We start from the raw sequence: 14484 nt of genomic DNA on the forward strand, positions 1-14484 counted from the left end.
GCACGAGAACCGGGGGGATCGAAATGCGAAAAACGATCGGGGCGATTCTATTACTCATAGTAATTAGCGGTGTCGGCTGGTGGATGATCGCAGATGAACGGGATGCGACCTATGAACAGATTGTTGAAGTGCAAGTCGTAAGACACGTGACGAAGCAGTTCGGACGTGATGATATCGCGTCGGTCAAACCGTACTTCGTAGCGTCCGAATCATCGAAATCACGACGTCATCAGATTGCCGTTCAGCTGAAGTCGGCACCAACGGGAGAATACCGGATGTATCGTGTACTTCAAAATAAAGTCGAGTACATCGGTCGATCACGGACGGTTCGATCAGATTAAAAAGATACGTCACATCAGTTGGGGGATTTAGATGAAAACGAAAGCCGAGCGCATCGCGTTCATTCAAGAAGAAAAGCGTCAACTCGTCAAACCACGTTTATACAGCTCGTTGCTGTACGGCGTCAGTATCTTATTAGTCGTCGCCAATCGGGACGTGTACTGGCCATTGTTCTTTTTACTTGTAGCACTAGTGTGGATTGCGCGGATTCACTCGCAAGAAGTCGAACGTGATATGGCATTAACGGTAGAACCACAGATGAAAAAAATCATTCAATGGCAGTATGTGACCGATTTTTTGTTCGTCATCTTAATGGGATTATTCTTCCCGCTGATCATCGTATTCGACTTGCCATTCTTCCTCAGTTTTACTGTCTATGTCGTTCTTGCGATTATTTTGCTCGTATCCGATATGTTGCTTGAACGAAACGGAAAACGTCTCGATGCTGAGCATCCAATGAAGAAGGAACTGCGGATGTATCCGAAGTCGTGGAAAAAGATCTAATCCGTGGAGCCGGTCGATGCACCGGCTCCTTTTTGAGCATTCCGGTCGCTTCAGCGTGTTCGACTGCCGTATGATGAAGGGGCACATGAAGAAGGAGGTCCTCGTATGCTTGCTATCATCATTGGATTCATCATCGGTCTGCTCGTACCAGTTCAAACGAGTGTCAATACACGGCTGCGGGGTGTCGTCGGTTCGCCGTTCCTCGCTTCGCTGATTTCCTTTTCGATCGGCTCACTCTTCTTACTGATTCTGGTGTTGGTCGTCGATGGGAATCTCACAGGTCTTATGGCTACTGCCGATGAACCGTTCTGGATTTGGGGTGGGGGACTGCTTGGCGTCATCTATTTGACTGGGAACATCCTGCTGTTTCCGCGACTCGGAGGCGTACAAACGGTCATCATGCCCATTTTCGGTCAGGTCATCATGGGACTGTTGATCGATCATTTCGGATTGTTTGAGTCAACTTTCACCTCACTCTCACTGACACGAGTCATTGGCGCAGTGCTTGTGTTACTCGGTGTCGTTGGAACGGTCGCGCTTGGTGACTATTTCGCACGACGGCGCAAGCAACAGATGACATCATCAGAAAACTCATTGTTTATCTGGCGTCTGCTCGGAATTCTAACCGGTATGATGAGTGCTGCCCAGACAGCGATCAATGGTCATCTCGGTAGTGTTCTCGGGTCAGCCGTCAAAGGTGCCTTGATTTCATTCGTCATCGGTACGATCACCTTGTTATTACTGAATCTGATCCTCCGAACGAAATGGCACATCGATCGTTCGCAACCCTTACCTGCTTGGATTTGGATCGGGGGATTGATCGGTGCGTTGTTCGTTGCCGGTAATGCCTTCATCGTTCCGCTCGTTGGTACAGGACTCGCTGTCGTCATCGTCACGATCGGTCTTCTGACCGGCAGCCTATTGATTGACCGTTTCGGCTGGTTCGGTGCAAAGAAACAACCGGTCACAGGTGTGCAGATCGTCAGTCTGCTTGTCATGCTTAGCGGTATTGTGTTGATACGCATTTAAAAACAGCTCGTTCGAACGTATGGTGGCATACGTTGAGAACGAGCTGTCTTCGGTCATTTCTTTAAATCAATTTTAACGGAAATCGTCTTTGCGAAAATATCCCCTGAGACGAACATGACGAATTCTGTCTCATCTGCAGGTACTTGATAGACAAGGTTCACATGTGACCGACCCGGTGCAACATACTTCATACCCTGTTTCCATGTTTTTTCGTTTTTGTTTTCATAATCAATCGGTTCATAGACACCACTGACTCCCGTCACTTGGAAACGATTCGGGAAATAGTAACTTTCTTCCCCAGCATCTCGATAGTAGAGATCTTGATAAAACGTCGGAACCGTGATGTACTGATACCCCTCTTTCTCTTTTAGTTTCAGGGAAGCAGGCGGTTGCTTCAACAATTTTCCGATCCAGAAACTTGTATCTTTAACAGCCGGATCTCCTGGGAACGTCTTAATCGTTCCTTTTGCCATCGTCTCTTCGATGACACCGGATGATTCTTTTTTCGTCGTCTCGAGCTGTCGCTTTGCACCCGTAAGACCATCGGAAATTTTGCTTCCCGTCGTGATGACTTTTGGAGCTTTCGCAACAGACGTCTGTTTGGCAGGTTGTTCATTCGTTGCAAACAGGAAGAGGGAAAGGACACCGACGAATAACACGGCTCCGATAGATGAGAGAGCAAGTTTAAAGCGTCGTTCGGTTTCTTTTGAGTTAGCATTGACGCTGCTGATTGCAGCATTCGGAACGATACGGACAGCGCGCTGTGCTGGTAAAATTGCACCGATGATCCCTGTCAACAGTGGAATTAGAATCGTTGCAGACAAGAAACCGAGTTCCGTCGTCGGGAATTGGCGGTATACTTGCCAAATCATCACTAGCGCAAAGAGAAGTCCGACGATTCCAGCTAGTAACCCTGTCAGCAAACCTTCTAATAAGACGAGGCGTCGAATCAACCCGTCTTGCCACCCTGTCGCTTTTAAGACAGCGAGTTGACTGCGACGTTCATTGACGTTTTGCCAAAGAATTTCCGTCGTCGTCAAGATGGCGATCAATAGGGCAACACCCATCGCGACATAATGCATCGTGCCGACTTCTAAGGCGACATATTCACCAAGCCACGTCGCATAGAGCACCCCTTTTAAGCGGAATGTCACGAAGAGGAAGAAGATGAACAGACTCGTCGGCAAGGCGATGGCGATAATCGAAAGGATTGTTCGTTGCCAGTACGTAAAGAGTTGGTTCATGCTCATACCAAGAATCGATTGTGACCGAACGAATCGTCGCGAACGTGAGACTTCACCGGATCGCATGCTCTCATATGGTTTGATTCTACGAATCAATGCCATCGGAACGAGCGTCCCACCCCAGTAAATGAGTAGACCAGCAAGACCGATTAACAGAATTCGTCCTAAAGCGATCGGATGATCAGTCGTTAACCAAAACGTACCGAGAATCGACCAAGCGATTAACGCTACGAGAGATCCGAGTAGCGTCGCTTCAAGGAACAGCAACTTCGAGAGTTGACGCGGACGCCAGCCGAGAGACAATAGAATCGCGAATTCCTTTTTGCGTGCATAGAGTAGAATGATATTTGAACTAAAGACATAGACGAGCGCAACCGCGATGACGCTAGCGATGACGCCAGACATACCGACCTTCGCCTCTTGGAAAATCGTCATTGAAGAACCGAGTTTGATCCACGGTTGTTGGACCCAACCGAGGGCCGATTGTTTTTCAAGTCCTGGTAAGTACGTCAAAGCGAGCTGCGGAGAGGAACCAAGTGTGATGTCCGTGATCAGACCAGTCTTCTCCTCAATTTCGTTCGCGACGTCTTGGAGCTTTTGCTCACTCGCTGCATTCATCTGATCGACGCCTTTGACATTGACGCGAATGACAGAGATTGCTTTTTCGCCGCGAATCTTGAAGGCGGCATCAAGCGTCGTCAACATCGAAGGGGGTTTCGTCAGGAAGTCATACGGATCATTCGTCGGTTTGACATCCTTGACGGGGTTAACCGGACGATCATTTTTATCCATGACCCATTGCGCCTTTGCAGGGAAATACGTTTCCATCGGTAGTTCCGTCAAGGGATCCTTCGATATATTCAATTTCTTCGGATTGAAGACTCCGATGTAGTTTAAGCGAACTCTTGGCCAATCATCACTCGTCTTCCCAAACATGCGTGCTTCCCGGTACATCGTCCGTTTCGCAAGTAACGAATCCGGATCGACTTTCTTCGGTTCAACTTGGTAACTGAACGGCCAGCGCGACGCAAAGGGGCTAGAGATAGACTGATAACTAATCGGTGACGGCTTTAGGATCAGCCATTCGGAATTTCCTGACGGCAGCTCAGGAAACGAGTCCGTCATGATCTGTTTTAGCAGTGTTTTTTGAACGTCCTGCGTTGTGACTGAATACGTCTTTGCAGGATCGTCAGTCGTCTGTAGCGTATTTAGAAACTTTGCACCACCACGCTTCGTAACATCTTGAATCGTCTCTTGTATCGAGTCATTAATAAGCGGGAGGTCTATTTTCTCATACGTATACGTCCGTGACGCATCGACATATTCCCGTTCGCTCATCAAAATAGGCATCTCAACCGTTCCGAGTTCAGGATCGACGACGTTTGCTTTGTCTTGTTTGTCAAAGTAGCGACTATGTTTTCCGCTGATCGTCGCGTTATCTAGTCCGATCAAGCGGGCTTCTGCTTCGGGATCAATTCCGGCAACCATCGTCGCACTTCCGAATTCTAATAACGGATCTTCACCCAGAACAGCAGGTGAGACGCCGGAACGTGTTGCATTTTCATCTGGTGTCCATCCGGCAGCGAGATAATTAACGGTAGAGTACTTTTCGACGTTCAAGCCGGTATTCTGTTTATCGGTGATCGTCAACTTATAGACACCGTAATCGTCAAACCGATGCGTACCAACAGGTGCATTTGTAGAGTGGTTTCCAATCATCGCAATCGGAGCTGCGACTTCGACGTCCGAGATATCTTGGATCGTCTTATATTGCTTCATCGTGATTCCACCATCTAGACTACTCATATAGTTCGGTTCGAGTAGTTTGAGGTCTTCCGTCACGCTTCGGCTATTTGGGGGACGCACGACGATATCGTAGGAAGACTTCCAACGTTTTTGCAGTTCGTCGACGACTGTTCCGTTATTTGCTTGTGTCGTCCCGATCAAATAACTCAAACCGGTACTGACGACGAGAACACCGACGAGTAATAAAATGAATCGTTCCTTGTTGCGCCACCACGAATTCCAGATGAAACGTAGCATGATACCATACATCCTTTCTCATCGTATTCTTATGTAAAAAACGCTTGCACATTCATGCAAGCGCAATGGATCACAGTTCGATTTTAATCGTATGCGTTTTCGGGAATGCATCGGAAGCAGCGAATAAGACGAACGTCTTCGCTTCTTCTGGTACTTGATAGACTAAATCGATTTGAGCGCGATGTGGAGAATAATATTGATGACTGTTCTTCCACGCCTTCGGATTATGATTGACGTAATCGACGACGTCGTACTCGTGTCCTTTGCCATCATTGAGAACGAATAAGTTTGGTTTATAGACACTGTAAGCTCCGAAATTATCGGACGTGTCATGCATGACGAGCGGAATCGTGACATAACGATAACCTGGTTTATCTTTCAGGTTTAATTCTTTTGGAGGAGAGGAAAGAAGTGCCTCGGCACGGAATGTCTTCGCTTTTAGTTTAGGATCTCCCGGGTAGGTCTTGACGAGTCCCTGTTTCATCAATTCGTCAATGTTTAAGATGCGATTCTCCTGCGTCTCGTTTACACCAGCTAATTTTGTTTGTGATGAGACATTGATAGGTTTCTCCTGATGGGATGACCAATACCAGCCTCCACCACCAATCAGGGCAAGAGAAGTAATCAGTAGAGGAATCGTTTTACGAGCTTGTGGCATAAAAACACTCCTTTTCGATAGAATAGTCAGAATATTTATATAAAATATACTATTTACAAGGAATGGAAACAAGCTAAATGGAGAAAATAGTGTAAAAATAAGGAAACGGTTACCCGATTGATAAAATAAGGTAAAATAACCTTAGTGAAGTGAAAGGGGAAGAATTATGAGAGCAGTCATTCAAAAACAATACGGTGATGTAAACGTGCTACAGATGGATGATGTCGTGATGCCGATTCGACAATCTGGAGAAGTCTTAATTCGTGCGGTATGGACCGGAGTCAATTTCACGGATATCAAACAACGACGTGGTGGCAAGGCGACTGGAACCTTTCCATTTGTTCTCGGAGTAGATGTGTCAGGTATCGTCGTCGATGCGGATCCATCTTCCGCGATCAAAGTAGGGGATCGAGTCATGGCATTTGTATTAGATGGATCATATAAGGAAGTAGTCCGTGCCGACGAACGGTTAGTTTACAGTTTACCTGAAACGATTTCATTACGTGATGCTGCTGCAGGAATGTTGACTTCGATTTTAAGCGAGATATTGTTGACGCAGATCGCACAAGTGAAACTGAAGGATACAATCGTCATCCACAGTGCCGCTGGAGGTGTCGGATCGATGTTGATTCAATTGGCGCGATTAAAAGGAATGACACGATTGATTGCTACTGTTGGACATGCTGATAAAATACCTTATGTTCATGCACTTGGTATTCAGAATGTCTTTACATATAATGATTTTTCTGAAAAAGTGAAGGAATTGACGGTCGATAAGGGAGCAGATGTTATCTTTGACTCTGTCGCGGGTTACGTGACACGAAAAAGTCTTGACTGTCTCGCGTATTACGGAACACTCGTACAATTCGGTAATAGTAGTGGAGAAGCGGGTGAACTCTCGACGACAGACGTTCATGCGAGTTGCCGGACGATTCGTGGATTTAGTCTTGGCACGACACGTCAACTGGATCCAGAACGTATTCGAACTGCTGCGTCCTATGTCTTGACGTTGTTTGAAGAAAATAAATTGAAGATGCCAATGATTCATGAGTTCCCATTAGAGGAAGTGCAAAAAGCGCATCGGTTGATGGAATCTCGACAGTATCAAGGAAAAATCGTCCTACGAATCGGAGGAGACGAGATTGAGTGAAGAAGAGATTAATCAACGACTACGAGACGATCTTGAGTTACAAGAGATGTTAACGCTAGTGGCAACATTAGAATTACCTGATTGGTGGATGTGCGCGGGATATGTCCGCTCTATCGTATGGGAGGAGAATCGATATGAACGACCGGATATCGATATCGTTTATTTCGATCCTATCGATCTTTCGGAGGTAACGGAAAAGCGTCATGAAGGGCAGCTAAGACGCTTGTCGGATATACCGTGGTCCGTTAAAAATCAAGCGCGCATGCATTTGATCAATGGATTACCACCATATAAGTCCGCGAAGGATGCGATTTTACAGTTCCCCGAGACCGTCACGTCGATCGGAGTGACGAAACGACCAGACTTCGAATTGTATCTTCCTTATGGTGCGAACGATTTCGCTGATCGCATCATTCGACCGACGCCACCTTTTCAAATCGGTACCGCGCGTCATTCGATTTTTCAGCGACGGGTAATTGAAAAAGGATGGCAAGACGACTCAGGTCTTCATATATATACATGAAACAAGAGGGAGCTTAAACGATAAAACGAATCAAACCTAAAAAATAGATCACTCTTTTCATGTTAGGACTCCTTTTTCTCAGCGGGTGCGCACCGGAAAAGAATGTCGAGGTGAAAGAAAAGATTCAAGTTGATGGTACGAGTTTGTTCGACAGTGGCTCTTATCCGACTGCTGTAGAGACGGCCGAACATCAGTTTAAATTTGATTTGAGTGACAAGTCCACCTATACGTTAAAGCAAGATGATTTCCGAGTGGACGCGCGATTCGGTGACTATAATTTACTGCTAGCAAGCGTAATCGATGGACGATACGATTCGCTGATGATTTATGAAAAGAAGTCGAATTGGATGTTAAGCAGTTCGATGGATCTCATTCGAGATCAACCCACGAAAGGCGAGTCAATCGATGGGAGTCTAGCGTGGGAAGGAAACAAGAAAAAAATGACGACGAAACTTGTAACGAATCGTCATTATACGGTAATGGAGACACGACTGAAAAGTGAGCAGATTCCGGCACGATTTGGAAAACGGGTACGTACCATCAACGGATTGAAGGTACACGTTCAAAAGCAAGGGAAACAGCTCAATCTTGCCTACCAAAACGGAACAGACGTGATGTGGATCGTCAGTGATCGACCGGAAGAGACAACCATGCGGTTGATTCAGCGATCACTAGAAAGTCCGATTGACTCGCTTCTCACTGTGTAAACAATTAAGCAGACTGAATAGACAAAGAGGCTGACCCCAAAAAAGAACGACGCGTCTGTTCACGCCCTTCCCTCAGGCGAGACACAAGGAGCTTTTCTGCCTTATTCAAGCAAGAAAGCAGATCTTATTTGTCTCTGACAGCGCAAAGAGGCGTATTTTCCTGTAGGAGTTGCGTGAAACGCGTCATTCTTTTTGTTACGAGGTAAGGGTGGCAGATCATCATTCTGCCACCCTTACCTTTATGGAAACGGATTTTTGAGTCAGCCTCTTATACTTACGAACGATAGACGGACTTGAGGTAATCCGCGATACGGTGCCAAGCCTGAAACGCCACGTCTAAGTCACCGTGGTGTGTAAAGGCATGAGCTTGACCAGCGAATTCCTGGTGCTCAACAACGACACCTGCCGCCTGAAGGCGATTCGCATACTGTCGTGCCTCCTGCGCCAGCGAGTCGTGCTCCGCTGTCAGGACGAGAGTCTGTGGTAACGCATCGAGTTGAGCCGCATAGAGTGGCGAAGCGAGGTGATGATACGCGTCTTCCGCACGAGCGATGTACATCGCATTGAACTGCCGTGCCTGTTCAGCGGGGATCGCCTCCTCAAAGAATGGTTTATCCGCGGGATCCGTCGCGAGATCAAGCGGAGGGTAGTCTAGAATTTGAGCGATGAGCGGCACAGGATCTGTCTGATCAGCGTTCCATAACGATACGGCAGTCGCGAGATTGCCACCGGCACTATGCCCTCCTATTGCGATGCGTGAAGAATCGAGGCGTAGCGTATCAGCATGTTGGAAAATCCACTGAACGACTTCATAGGCGACGTGGACCGGAACAGGAAATGGATGTTCCGGCGCTAACGGATACTCAATATTGAGAACATGACAGTTGGCGGTCTCAGCGAGAAACAGATTCCATGGTTCATCCATCTCTGGCGTTCCGGTGATGAAACCACCACCATGGAAACTGATGAATCCAGGTAATGGTTCTACTGCATCAATCGGTGAGTGACGCAACACTCGAACATCTCCGACTGAAGTCGGCACGTGTAGCGTAGTCGTGGTCGCTTGCGGTGGATGCGGAGGTGTGACTTGAGGACGTTCCTCATCTGAGCGGATTTGTTTGGCAAGGTCAATCATCTCTTGGCGATTCATCGAATTCCTCCTTTAGGTCTATCTTCATCATACCGAACGGATTGGTGAATTGCTCTTCTGGATTCGTTTTCTCTAGTCGTAGGAAAAAGCAGCCAGAGTTTGATACACTTTTGAAAGAAATTAGAAATCGAAAGGATGGAACAGATGCCAACACTTTACATTACGCGTCATGGCGAGACGGAATGGAACTTAGAAAAACGAATGCAAGGCTGGGAAGACTCTCCTCTGACAGCAAAGGGCAGACAAAATGCGCGGGACCTTGGTCACCGCTTACGTGAAATTCATCTGGATCACCTCTATATCAGCCCGATTGGTCGCGTCCGAGAAACAGTTCGAATGATGGATCTCGATCCAGCGATTCCGGTCACCATCGACGATCGATTGCGTGAAATGCACATGGGGGCCTGGGAAGGGCGGACGGCGGCGGAAATTGAAGTCGCGCACCCGCTTGCTCATGCTGCATTTTGGCAAACGCCGCATACGTACATACCGGAGAGTGGAGAATCCTTTGACGCGGTCCGGGAGCGCATTCTATCGTTTTTGGAACGACTGGCAGACCATGAAGAAGACGAAAACATCTTAATCGTCACCCACGGCATCTTCCTTAACATCTTGCTGACATATCTTCAACGTAAGCCGTTCGCGACCTTATGGGATCCGCCGTTCATTCATGGAACGAGTTTGACGATCGTCGAATACAGGGATGGGGAAGCCGTGATTCGATTAGAAGCTGACATGTCGCATGTCATAGCGGACTAAAAAAACGGCGGACTTTTTCTCGGTCCGCCGTTCTCCTTATCGTGATTTCGCCAAATAGATCAAAATCGCGCCTTCTTGTTTTCTGACCTTTAGGTGAGGAGAGGATATCGTGTCGATTGAGCGACCGATGATCGATTCTCCTGTCGTATAGCGTTTGAGGAGTAAGGGATAGAACGAAGCATTCGTCTGTTTTTGATCATTGAATTGACCGCTGTCAGTCTGGACGTTTTGAGGTAAGGTATAGGCCGTTTTCGTCTCAGGAATACCATTCTTCGCATCAAGCGAATAGGTGAAGGTATGCGAATCGTTGAGTAGGTTCAAATCATACGTCAACTGGAACGGCGTGCGATCATATGTACCGGCAGGAATCGATTTGTCGATCAGCACCTCTGGTGGTTCTGTATCGTCAAATTGAATCGCTTTGAGCTGGAGGGGGCGATCGAGTGTACCAGTTAAGAAAAATGTCTGCTGTTGCTGCGACTCGTCCTTCGCGGTAGAAGGTGTGATCGAAAAGGAAGACTTCTTGATCTTGACGGTTTCTTTTGGAAGGACGGTTGCTTCCGTTGTGCAACCAGCAAGCAAGAAGGGAAGGGTGAATAAGAGCGCATATTTCATGACGTGTTCCTCTTTTCCATAGTCATAGTGAATCGGGATAAAATTAAAATATTCAAAAAATTAGAAATGATACCTAGATTATACCAACAATGTTCTCGCTAAATAAAGGAGGAAATCATGAAAGGCAAATGGTTATTAGCAACCGTCCTGCTCGTCGGTTGTGCCTCGACGGGTGAAGAGGCCGAATCGACGGCAAAATCGTTATACGTCGCACCGAACGGCAGTGATAAAAATACCGGTACGTTGAAACAGCCGTTTAAAACAATCCGGCAAGCGACACAAAAAGCGACTGCCGGTACGACGGTTTACTTGCGAAAGGGAACGTATCACGAGACGCTGAACGTCAGACAAAGTGGAACGAAACAACATCCAATCGTCTTTCGGAATTATAAACAAGAACGAGTCGTCTTAAATGGGAAAAACATTAAAGATCGGGATGCAACTTTACCGATCGTTCAGGTAAAAAATCGAAAATATGTGACAATCCAAGGACTGACGATCGAAGCCGTTCAGTCGAAACGAACGGACGCGACACCGATCGGCATTTTGGTCACAGGATCAGGATCCCACATCACGTTGAAGGATAATACGGTTCGCGACATCAAGACGCTCGCGAGGGACGGGAATGCACACGGCATCGCTGTCTACGGAACGGGAGCGATTCGTCACCTGTCGATCACCGGTAACCGAGTCGAGCAAAATCGTCTTGGTTTCAGCGAAGCCCTCGTCTTAAACGGAAACGTCAAACATTTCCACGTGACGAAGAACGTCGTACGGGATAACGACAACATCGGCATTGATTTGATTGGACATGAAGGGATTGCTCGATCGAAGAAAGACGATTACGTCCGTGAGGGCGTCGTGTCAGAAAATCGTGTTTACCGGACGTCAAGCTACGGCAATCCTGCTTACGGGAAGGAATACAGCGCAGCCGGTATCTATGTCGATGGTGGAAAAAATTTGACGATCGAGAAGAATCTCGTCGAAGCGAGTGATATCGGAATTGAGGTGACGAGTGAACATGCCGGACGGTACGCAGAAGATGTCATCGTCCGCCAGAATGATGTACGGCAAAATGTTTACACCGGGATTTCAATCGGTGGGTATGATACGAAGCGAGGTGGTACAAAACGCGTCTGGATCGAGCAAAATCAGCTGATCGGGAATGATACGAAAAGGCTCGAGGGTGGTCAATTGCTCGTCCAGCATGATGTCCATGACAACAAAATCATCGGGAACACATTCGACGGTTCGTTAAGTGTCGCCCACTACTTCAAAACGAGTTCTGGCAACCAGTTTGAAAAAAATACGTTCAAGCATACGAAACGTTTCATGTGGCGCGACGCCTCCTATAAAACGGAACAAAGCTTCTTGAAAGCGGTCCGAAAGGTGGAATGAGAATGAAGTTATCGGAACGACTCCTCGCTTACTGGATCCGGATTCCGAGACGCTGGCGGCTTGCAGCGTTGACCGCCTGTATGCTAACGATCTGGACAGTGGAAGGCGTTCGGTTTTTAACCAGTCCGGCGTTACGCCTGCCGACCGTTACCGATGCGATCATCTGTCTCGTTCCGGCGATTCTATTGTTCATGGTATGGAAAACAAAGCGTTCAAATTAACACTTGAATTAAATTAACACTTGAATTAATCGAAAATAACAAGGAATTCATTTAGTCGTCCTCGAAATAGGGAGGGAACTTCAATTAGTAAGGAGGAAGAAAGATGACGAAACTAACGATTCAAGCCGTGATTGACCGTCCGGTCGAGACCGTGTGGGAGATTTGGAACGCACCGGAAGACATCAAACGCTGGAACGCAGCGTCTGACGATTGGCATACGACAGCGTCAACGAATGATTTGACGGTCGGTGGTCAATTCACGAATCGAATGGAAGCAAAAGACGGTAGCATGGGTTTTGATTTCACGGGTACATATGAGGCGATCGTTCCTTATGAGCGCATTGCGTATGTCCTTGAGGATGGTCGTCAGGTGACGATCGACTTTTCTCGGAACGGGGAACAAACCGAAGTCGTTGAATCATTTGATGCCGAAACGATGAACCCGCCTGAGATGCAACAAGCGGGTTGGCAGGCGATCCTTGATCGGTTCAAGGCGTATGCGGAGTCGAAAAAATAAACATGCAATAAAAACCGTTCAGGATACTTGTGTTCCACTTAGGAAATACGAGTATCCCGAACGGTTTTTTTAGAATCCATTAACCTGCTAATTCCAACATTTGAACGAACGCGACGTCCGGATCCGTCGTCTCGAATCGGTTCAACCAATCCTTGAAGTCACCTTCGTACAAAATACGACCTTGATGGAGAAAGATGACATGGGCATCGGTATGCAATAGATCGTGTAATTGATGGGTCGAGAAGAGGCACGTTTGACCGTTTGCTGTCATCTGCTCGAAGCGTCGCATGATATGAAGCCGTGTTGCCGGGTCGACCCCGCTCGTTGGCTCATCAAAGATGTAGAGTGAACGTGGTACTGTCGTCAACAAGGTGACGAACAACCATTTCTTTTCGCCAGCGGACATCTTACCGATTTTCATCTCCCACAGATGAGCGAATAAATCGAGCTCTCGTGGCTGTTTCAGATGACGCGTATACGTCTCTTGCTTGCGATATGCTTTCAAACGAGCGAGCCGACCGACGAAGACGGCGACATCCTTACCCTTTAGTTCGTCCGAGTAATAGATGAATTGCGTCAAATAGAGTATGTCCGAGATATCAGGTAAGTTCAGTTCTCCGGACGTGATCGGTAAGGCACCAGTCATGCAATCAAACAGTGTCGTTTTCCCGGCACCGTTCATCCCGATCAAGACGTTCAGTTTCCCGGGAACAAGCGAAAAAGATATATCGTGTAACAGATCAGGTGATTTCGGATAGTTGAAGCGTACGTGTTGAACGTGCATCTGAATCCTCCTATCGGGTCAGTAATGACATGAGATTAAAGCGTTTGACAGAGAATAGACCAAGTAACAGATAAACGACGAGTACGACGGTCAAGATAAGTAACGATGCTCCCGTAACGTGCTCAGAGACGGCGAGACCGAGTGTTTTCATGACATAAAAAGGATTCAAGTAACTGTACCAACGATCCGGTTGGCTATTCGCAAACAAGAACAGGGGATACATGACGATGTTGATTAATGTCGACATACTCGAAATCTTTGCTGGAAGCATCGTCAAGGCGATACTTGCAAAAGCAAGCGAGATGCTGAGCAACAAGACGAGATAAGCGAGTAACAACGTCAAAGGTGAGAAGAAGCCGAATACAAGCATCAGGATCGTCGTAAAGACCGACAAACTAACGGCTGCAAACACGAGCTGAACGAGTACGAGTGCGAGAATACAACCAATCTTACTACCGGAAATCATGATATACGTCTTCATCAAACCATGCTCCCGCATCCGGGCAAGTTGGAGACCGATGCCATTCACGTAAATCGAGAGCAAGATATAGCCCCAAAAGAGCGCGAGGAATGAGAGGAAACTGTTCTCGGTGAAGTCGAGGCGTGACCCGAAGACAAAGGCGAGAATCAACGGGAAAATCAACGACCAAAAGACCGGAATCTTATCCGTCAGCATGATTCTTAAGTAGAGTGTAAAGTAGCTAGGAATCGAATACATATGTGCCTCCCGTTCACAAAAATTGGTCAAAATATGAGCCTGTATGTTTTGATACGAAAGAAAATGGAGAAAAGTTCCTGATGAAGTAAGTTGTTAATAAAAGTAAGAATACCAGAAACGCACAA

The 14484-nt window shown here is 47.1% G+C and carries 16 protein-coding genes; 10 read left to right on the plus strand and 6 right to left on the minus strand.

The features are described from left to right. The first annotated feature begins 23 nt into the window (after positions 1 to 23). The 3 genes from NOM72_RS05990 to NOM72_RS06000 all read left to right on the plus strand — a co-directional run bounded on the left by NOM72_RS05990 (position 24) and on the right by NOM72_RS06000 (position 1872). A complete protein-coding gene (locus NOM72_RS05990) occupies positions 24 to 341 on the plus strand; it encodes a hypothetical protein (RefSeq protein WP_023468447.1) in 318 nt (105 codons plus the stop codon). A 31-nt stretch (positions 342 to 372) separates the two neighbouring features. Continuing rightward, positions 373 to 843, plus strand: a complete 471-nt coding sequence (locus tag NOM72_RS05995) for a hypothetical protein (RefSeq protein ID WP_255998183.1) — start codon at positions 373 to 375, stop codon at positions 841 to 843. A 105-nt stretch (positions 844 to 948) separates the two neighbouring features. Then, entirely contained in the window at positions 949 to 1872 is a 924-nt protein-coding gene (locus NOM72_RS06000) for a DMT family transporter (RefSeq protein WP_255998185.1), read from the plus strand. 53 nt (positions 1873 to 1925) lie between these two features. Here the strand turns inward: NOM72_RS06000 and NOM72_RS06005 are convergent, their stop codons facing one another. Next, positions 1926 to 5159, minus strand: a complete 3234-nt coding sequence (locus NOM72_RS06005) for an FtsX-like permease family protein (protein WP_255998186.1) — start codon at positions 5157 to 5159, stop codon at positions 1926 to 1928. A 70-nt stretch (positions 5160 to 5229) separates the two neighbouring features. Beyond that, positions 5230 to 5817, minus strand: coding sequence for a hypothetical protein (locus tag NOM72_RS06010; RefSeq protein WP_255998187.1), 588 nt, complete (start codon positions 5815 to 5817; stop codon positions 5230 to 5232). A 166-nt stretch (positions 5818 to 5983) separates the two neighbouring features. On the opposite strand from NOM72_RS06010, the gene NOM72_RS06015 reads away from it, so the two are divergent. Genes NOM72_RS06015 through NOM72_RS06025 form a run of 3 tightly spaced genes read left to right on the plus strand, consistent with a single transcriptional unit; the run spans position 5984 to position 8197 of the window. Continuing rightward, the gene (locus tag NOM72_RS06015; RefSeq protein WP_023468442.1) at positions 5984 to 6967 is read left to right on the plus strand and encodes a quinone oxidoreductase family protein; all 984 of its coding nucleotides are present in this window, start codon (positions 5984 to 5986) and stop codon (positions 6965 to 6967) included. After that, complete coding sequence (locus tag NOM72_RS06020; RefSeq protein ID WP_255998189.1) at positions 6960 to 7490, plus strand: nucleotidyltransferase family protein; 531 nt, start codon at positions 6960 to 6962, stop codon at positions 7488 to 7490. Before NOM72_RS06015 ends, NOM72_RS06020 begins: the two co-directional genes overlap by 8 nt. Before the next feature lie 59 nt (positions 7491 to 7549). After that, positions 7550 to 8197, plus strand: a complete 648-nt coding sequence (locus tag NOM72_RS06025; protein ID WP_255998192.1) for a hypothetical protein — start codon at positions 7550 to 7552, stop codon at positions 8195 to 8197. Between the two features lie 274 nt (positions 8198 to 8471). Here NOM72_RS06025 and NOM72_RS06030 read toward each other — a convergent pair whose 3' ends face one another. Then, positions 8472 to 9347 (minus strand): alpha/beta hydrolase, encoded by an 876-nt coding sequence (locus NOM72_RS06030; protein ID WP_023468439.1) that lies wholly within the window; start codon positions 9345 to 9347, stop codon positions 8472 to 8474. Between the two features lie 144 nt (positions 9348 to 9491). On the opposite strand from NOM72_RS06030, the gene NOM72_RS06035 reads away from it, so the two are divergent. Beyond that, positions 9492 to 10106: a histidine phosphatase family protein gene (locus tag NOM72_RS06035; protein ID WP_055968296.1), complete on the plus strand. Its 615-nt coding sequence runs from the start codon at positions 9492 to 9494 to the stop codon at positions 10104 to 10106. 36 nt (positions 10107 to 10142) lie between these two features. Here the strand turns inward: NOM72_RS06035 and NOM72_RS06040 are convergent, their stop codons facing one another. Next, positions 10143 to 10721, minus strand: a complete 579-nt coding sequence (locus NOM72_RS06040; RefSeq protein ID WP_255998194.1) for a hypothetical protein — start codon at positions 10719 to 10721, stop codon at positions 10143 to 10145. Positions 10722 to 10838: 117 nt separating this feature from the next. On the opposite strand from NOM72_RS06040, the gene NOM72_RS06045 reads away from it, so the two are divergent. From NOM72_RS06045 to NOM72_RS06055, 3 genes are all read left to right on the plus strand, one after another. Continuing rightward, positions 10839 to 12119 carry a right-handed parallel beta-helix repeat-containing protein gene (locus tag NOM72_RS06045; RefSeq protein WP_255998196.1) on the plus strand — a complete coding sequence of 427 codons (1281 nt, stop codon included), beginning with the start codon at positions 10839 to 10841 and terminating at the stop codon, positions 12117 to 12119. A gap of 2 nt (positions 12120 to 12121) precedes the next feature. Continuing rightward, positions 12122 to 12340, plus strand: coding sequence for a hypothetical protein (locus tag NOM72_RS06050; protein WP_023468435.1), 219 nt, complete (start codon positions 12122 to 12124; stop codon positions 12338 to 12340). 103 nt (positions 12341 to 12443) lie between these two features. Next, entirely contained in the window at positions 12444 to 12857 is a 414-nt protein-coding gene (locus NOM72_RS06055; protein ID WP_035397158.1) for an SRPBCC family protein, read from the plus strand. Positions 12858 to 12936: 79 nt separating this feature from the next. Here the strand turns inward: NOM72_RS06055 and NOM72_RS06060 are convergent, their stop codons facing one another. After that, positions 12937 to 13641 (minus strand): AAA family ATPase, encoded by a 705-nt coding sequence (locus NOM72_RS06060; RefSeq protein WP_035397160.1) that lies wholly within the window; start codon positions 13639 to 13641, stop codon positions 12937 to 12939. A 10-nt stretch (positions 13642 to 13651) separates the two neighbouring features. Beyond that, positions 13652 to 14359: a hypothetical protein gene (locus NOM72_RS06065; protein WP_255998199.1), complete on the minus strand. Its 708-nt coding sequence runs from the start codon at positions 14357 to 14359 to the stop codon at positions 13652 to 13654. Positions 14360 to 14484: the final 125 nt, after the last annotated feature.

It is taken from the genome of Exiguobacterium sp. LL15, assembly GCF_024436095.1.
GTDB lineage: Bacteria > Bacillota > Bacilli > Exiguobacteriales > Exiguobacteriaceae > Exiguobacterium_A > Exiguobacterium_A indicum.

What these genes read in the sequence shown, in the direction of transcription:
- NOM72_RS05990 (WP_023468447.1), top strand. Translation starts at nt 24, where the DNA reads ATGCGAAAAACGATCGGGGCGATTCTATTACTCATAGTAATTAGCGGT.
- NOM72_RS05995 (WP_255998183.1), top strand. Translation starts at nt 373, where the DNA reads ATGAAAACGAAAGCCGAGCGCATCGCGTTCATTCAAGAAGAAAAGCGT.
- NOM72_RS06000 (WP_255998185.1), top strand. Translation starts at nt 949, where the DNA reads ATGCTTGCTATCATCATTGGATTCATCATCGGTCTGCTCGTACCAGTT.
- NOM72_RS06005 (WP_255998186.1), bottom strand. Translation starts at nt 5,159, where the DNA reads ATGCTACGTTTCATCTGGAATTCGTGGTGGCGCAACAAGGAACGATTC.
- NOM72_RS06010 (WP_255998187.1), bottom strand. Translation starts at nt 5,817, where the DNA reads ATGCCACAAGCTCGTAAAACGATTCCTCTACTGATTACTTCTCTTGCC.
- NOM72_RS06015 (WP_023468442.1), top strand. Translation starts at nt 5,984, where the DNA reads ATGAGAGCAGTCATTCAAAAACAATACGGTGATGTAAACGTGCTACAG.
- NOM72_RS06025 (WP_255998192.1), top strand. Translation starts at nt 7,550, where the DNA reads ATGTTAGGACTCCTTTTTCTCAGCGGGTGCGCACCGGAAAAGAATGTC.
- NOM72_RS06030 (WP_023468439.1), bottom strand. Translation starts at nt 9,347, where the DNA reads ATGAATCGCCAAGAGATGATTGACCTTGCCAAACAAATCCGCTCAGAT.
- NOM72_RS06035 (WP_055968296.1), top strand. Translation starts at nt 9,492, where the DNA reads ATGCCAACACTTTACATTACGCGTCATGGCGAGACGGAATGGAACTTA.
- NOM72_RS06040 (WP_255998194.1), bottom strand. Translation starts at nt 10,721, where the DNA reads ATGAAATATGCGCTCTTATTCACCCTTCCCTTCTTGCTTGCTGGTTGC.
- NOM72_RS06045 (WP_255998196.1), top strand. Translation starts at nt 10,839, where the DNA reads ATGAAAGGCAAATGGTTATTAGCAACCGTCCTGCTCGTCGGTTGTGCC.
- NOM72_RS06050 (WP_023468435.1), top strand. Translation starts at nt 12,122, where the DNA reads ATGAAGTTATCGGAACGACTCCTCGCTTACTGGATCCGGATTCCGAGA.
- NOM72_RS06055 (WP_035397158.1), top strand. Translation starts at nt 12,444, where the DNA reads ATGACGAAACTAACGATTCAAGCCGTGATTGACCGTCCGGTCGAGACC.
- NOM72_RS06060 (WP_035397160.1), bottom strand. Translation starts at nt 13,641, where the DNA reads ATGCACGTTCAACACGTACGCTTCAACTATCCGAAATCACCTGATCTG.
- NOM72_RS06065 (WP_255998199.1), bottom strand. Translation starts at nt 14,359, where the DNA reads ATGTATTCGATTCCTAGCTACTTTACACTCTACTTAAGAATCATGCTG.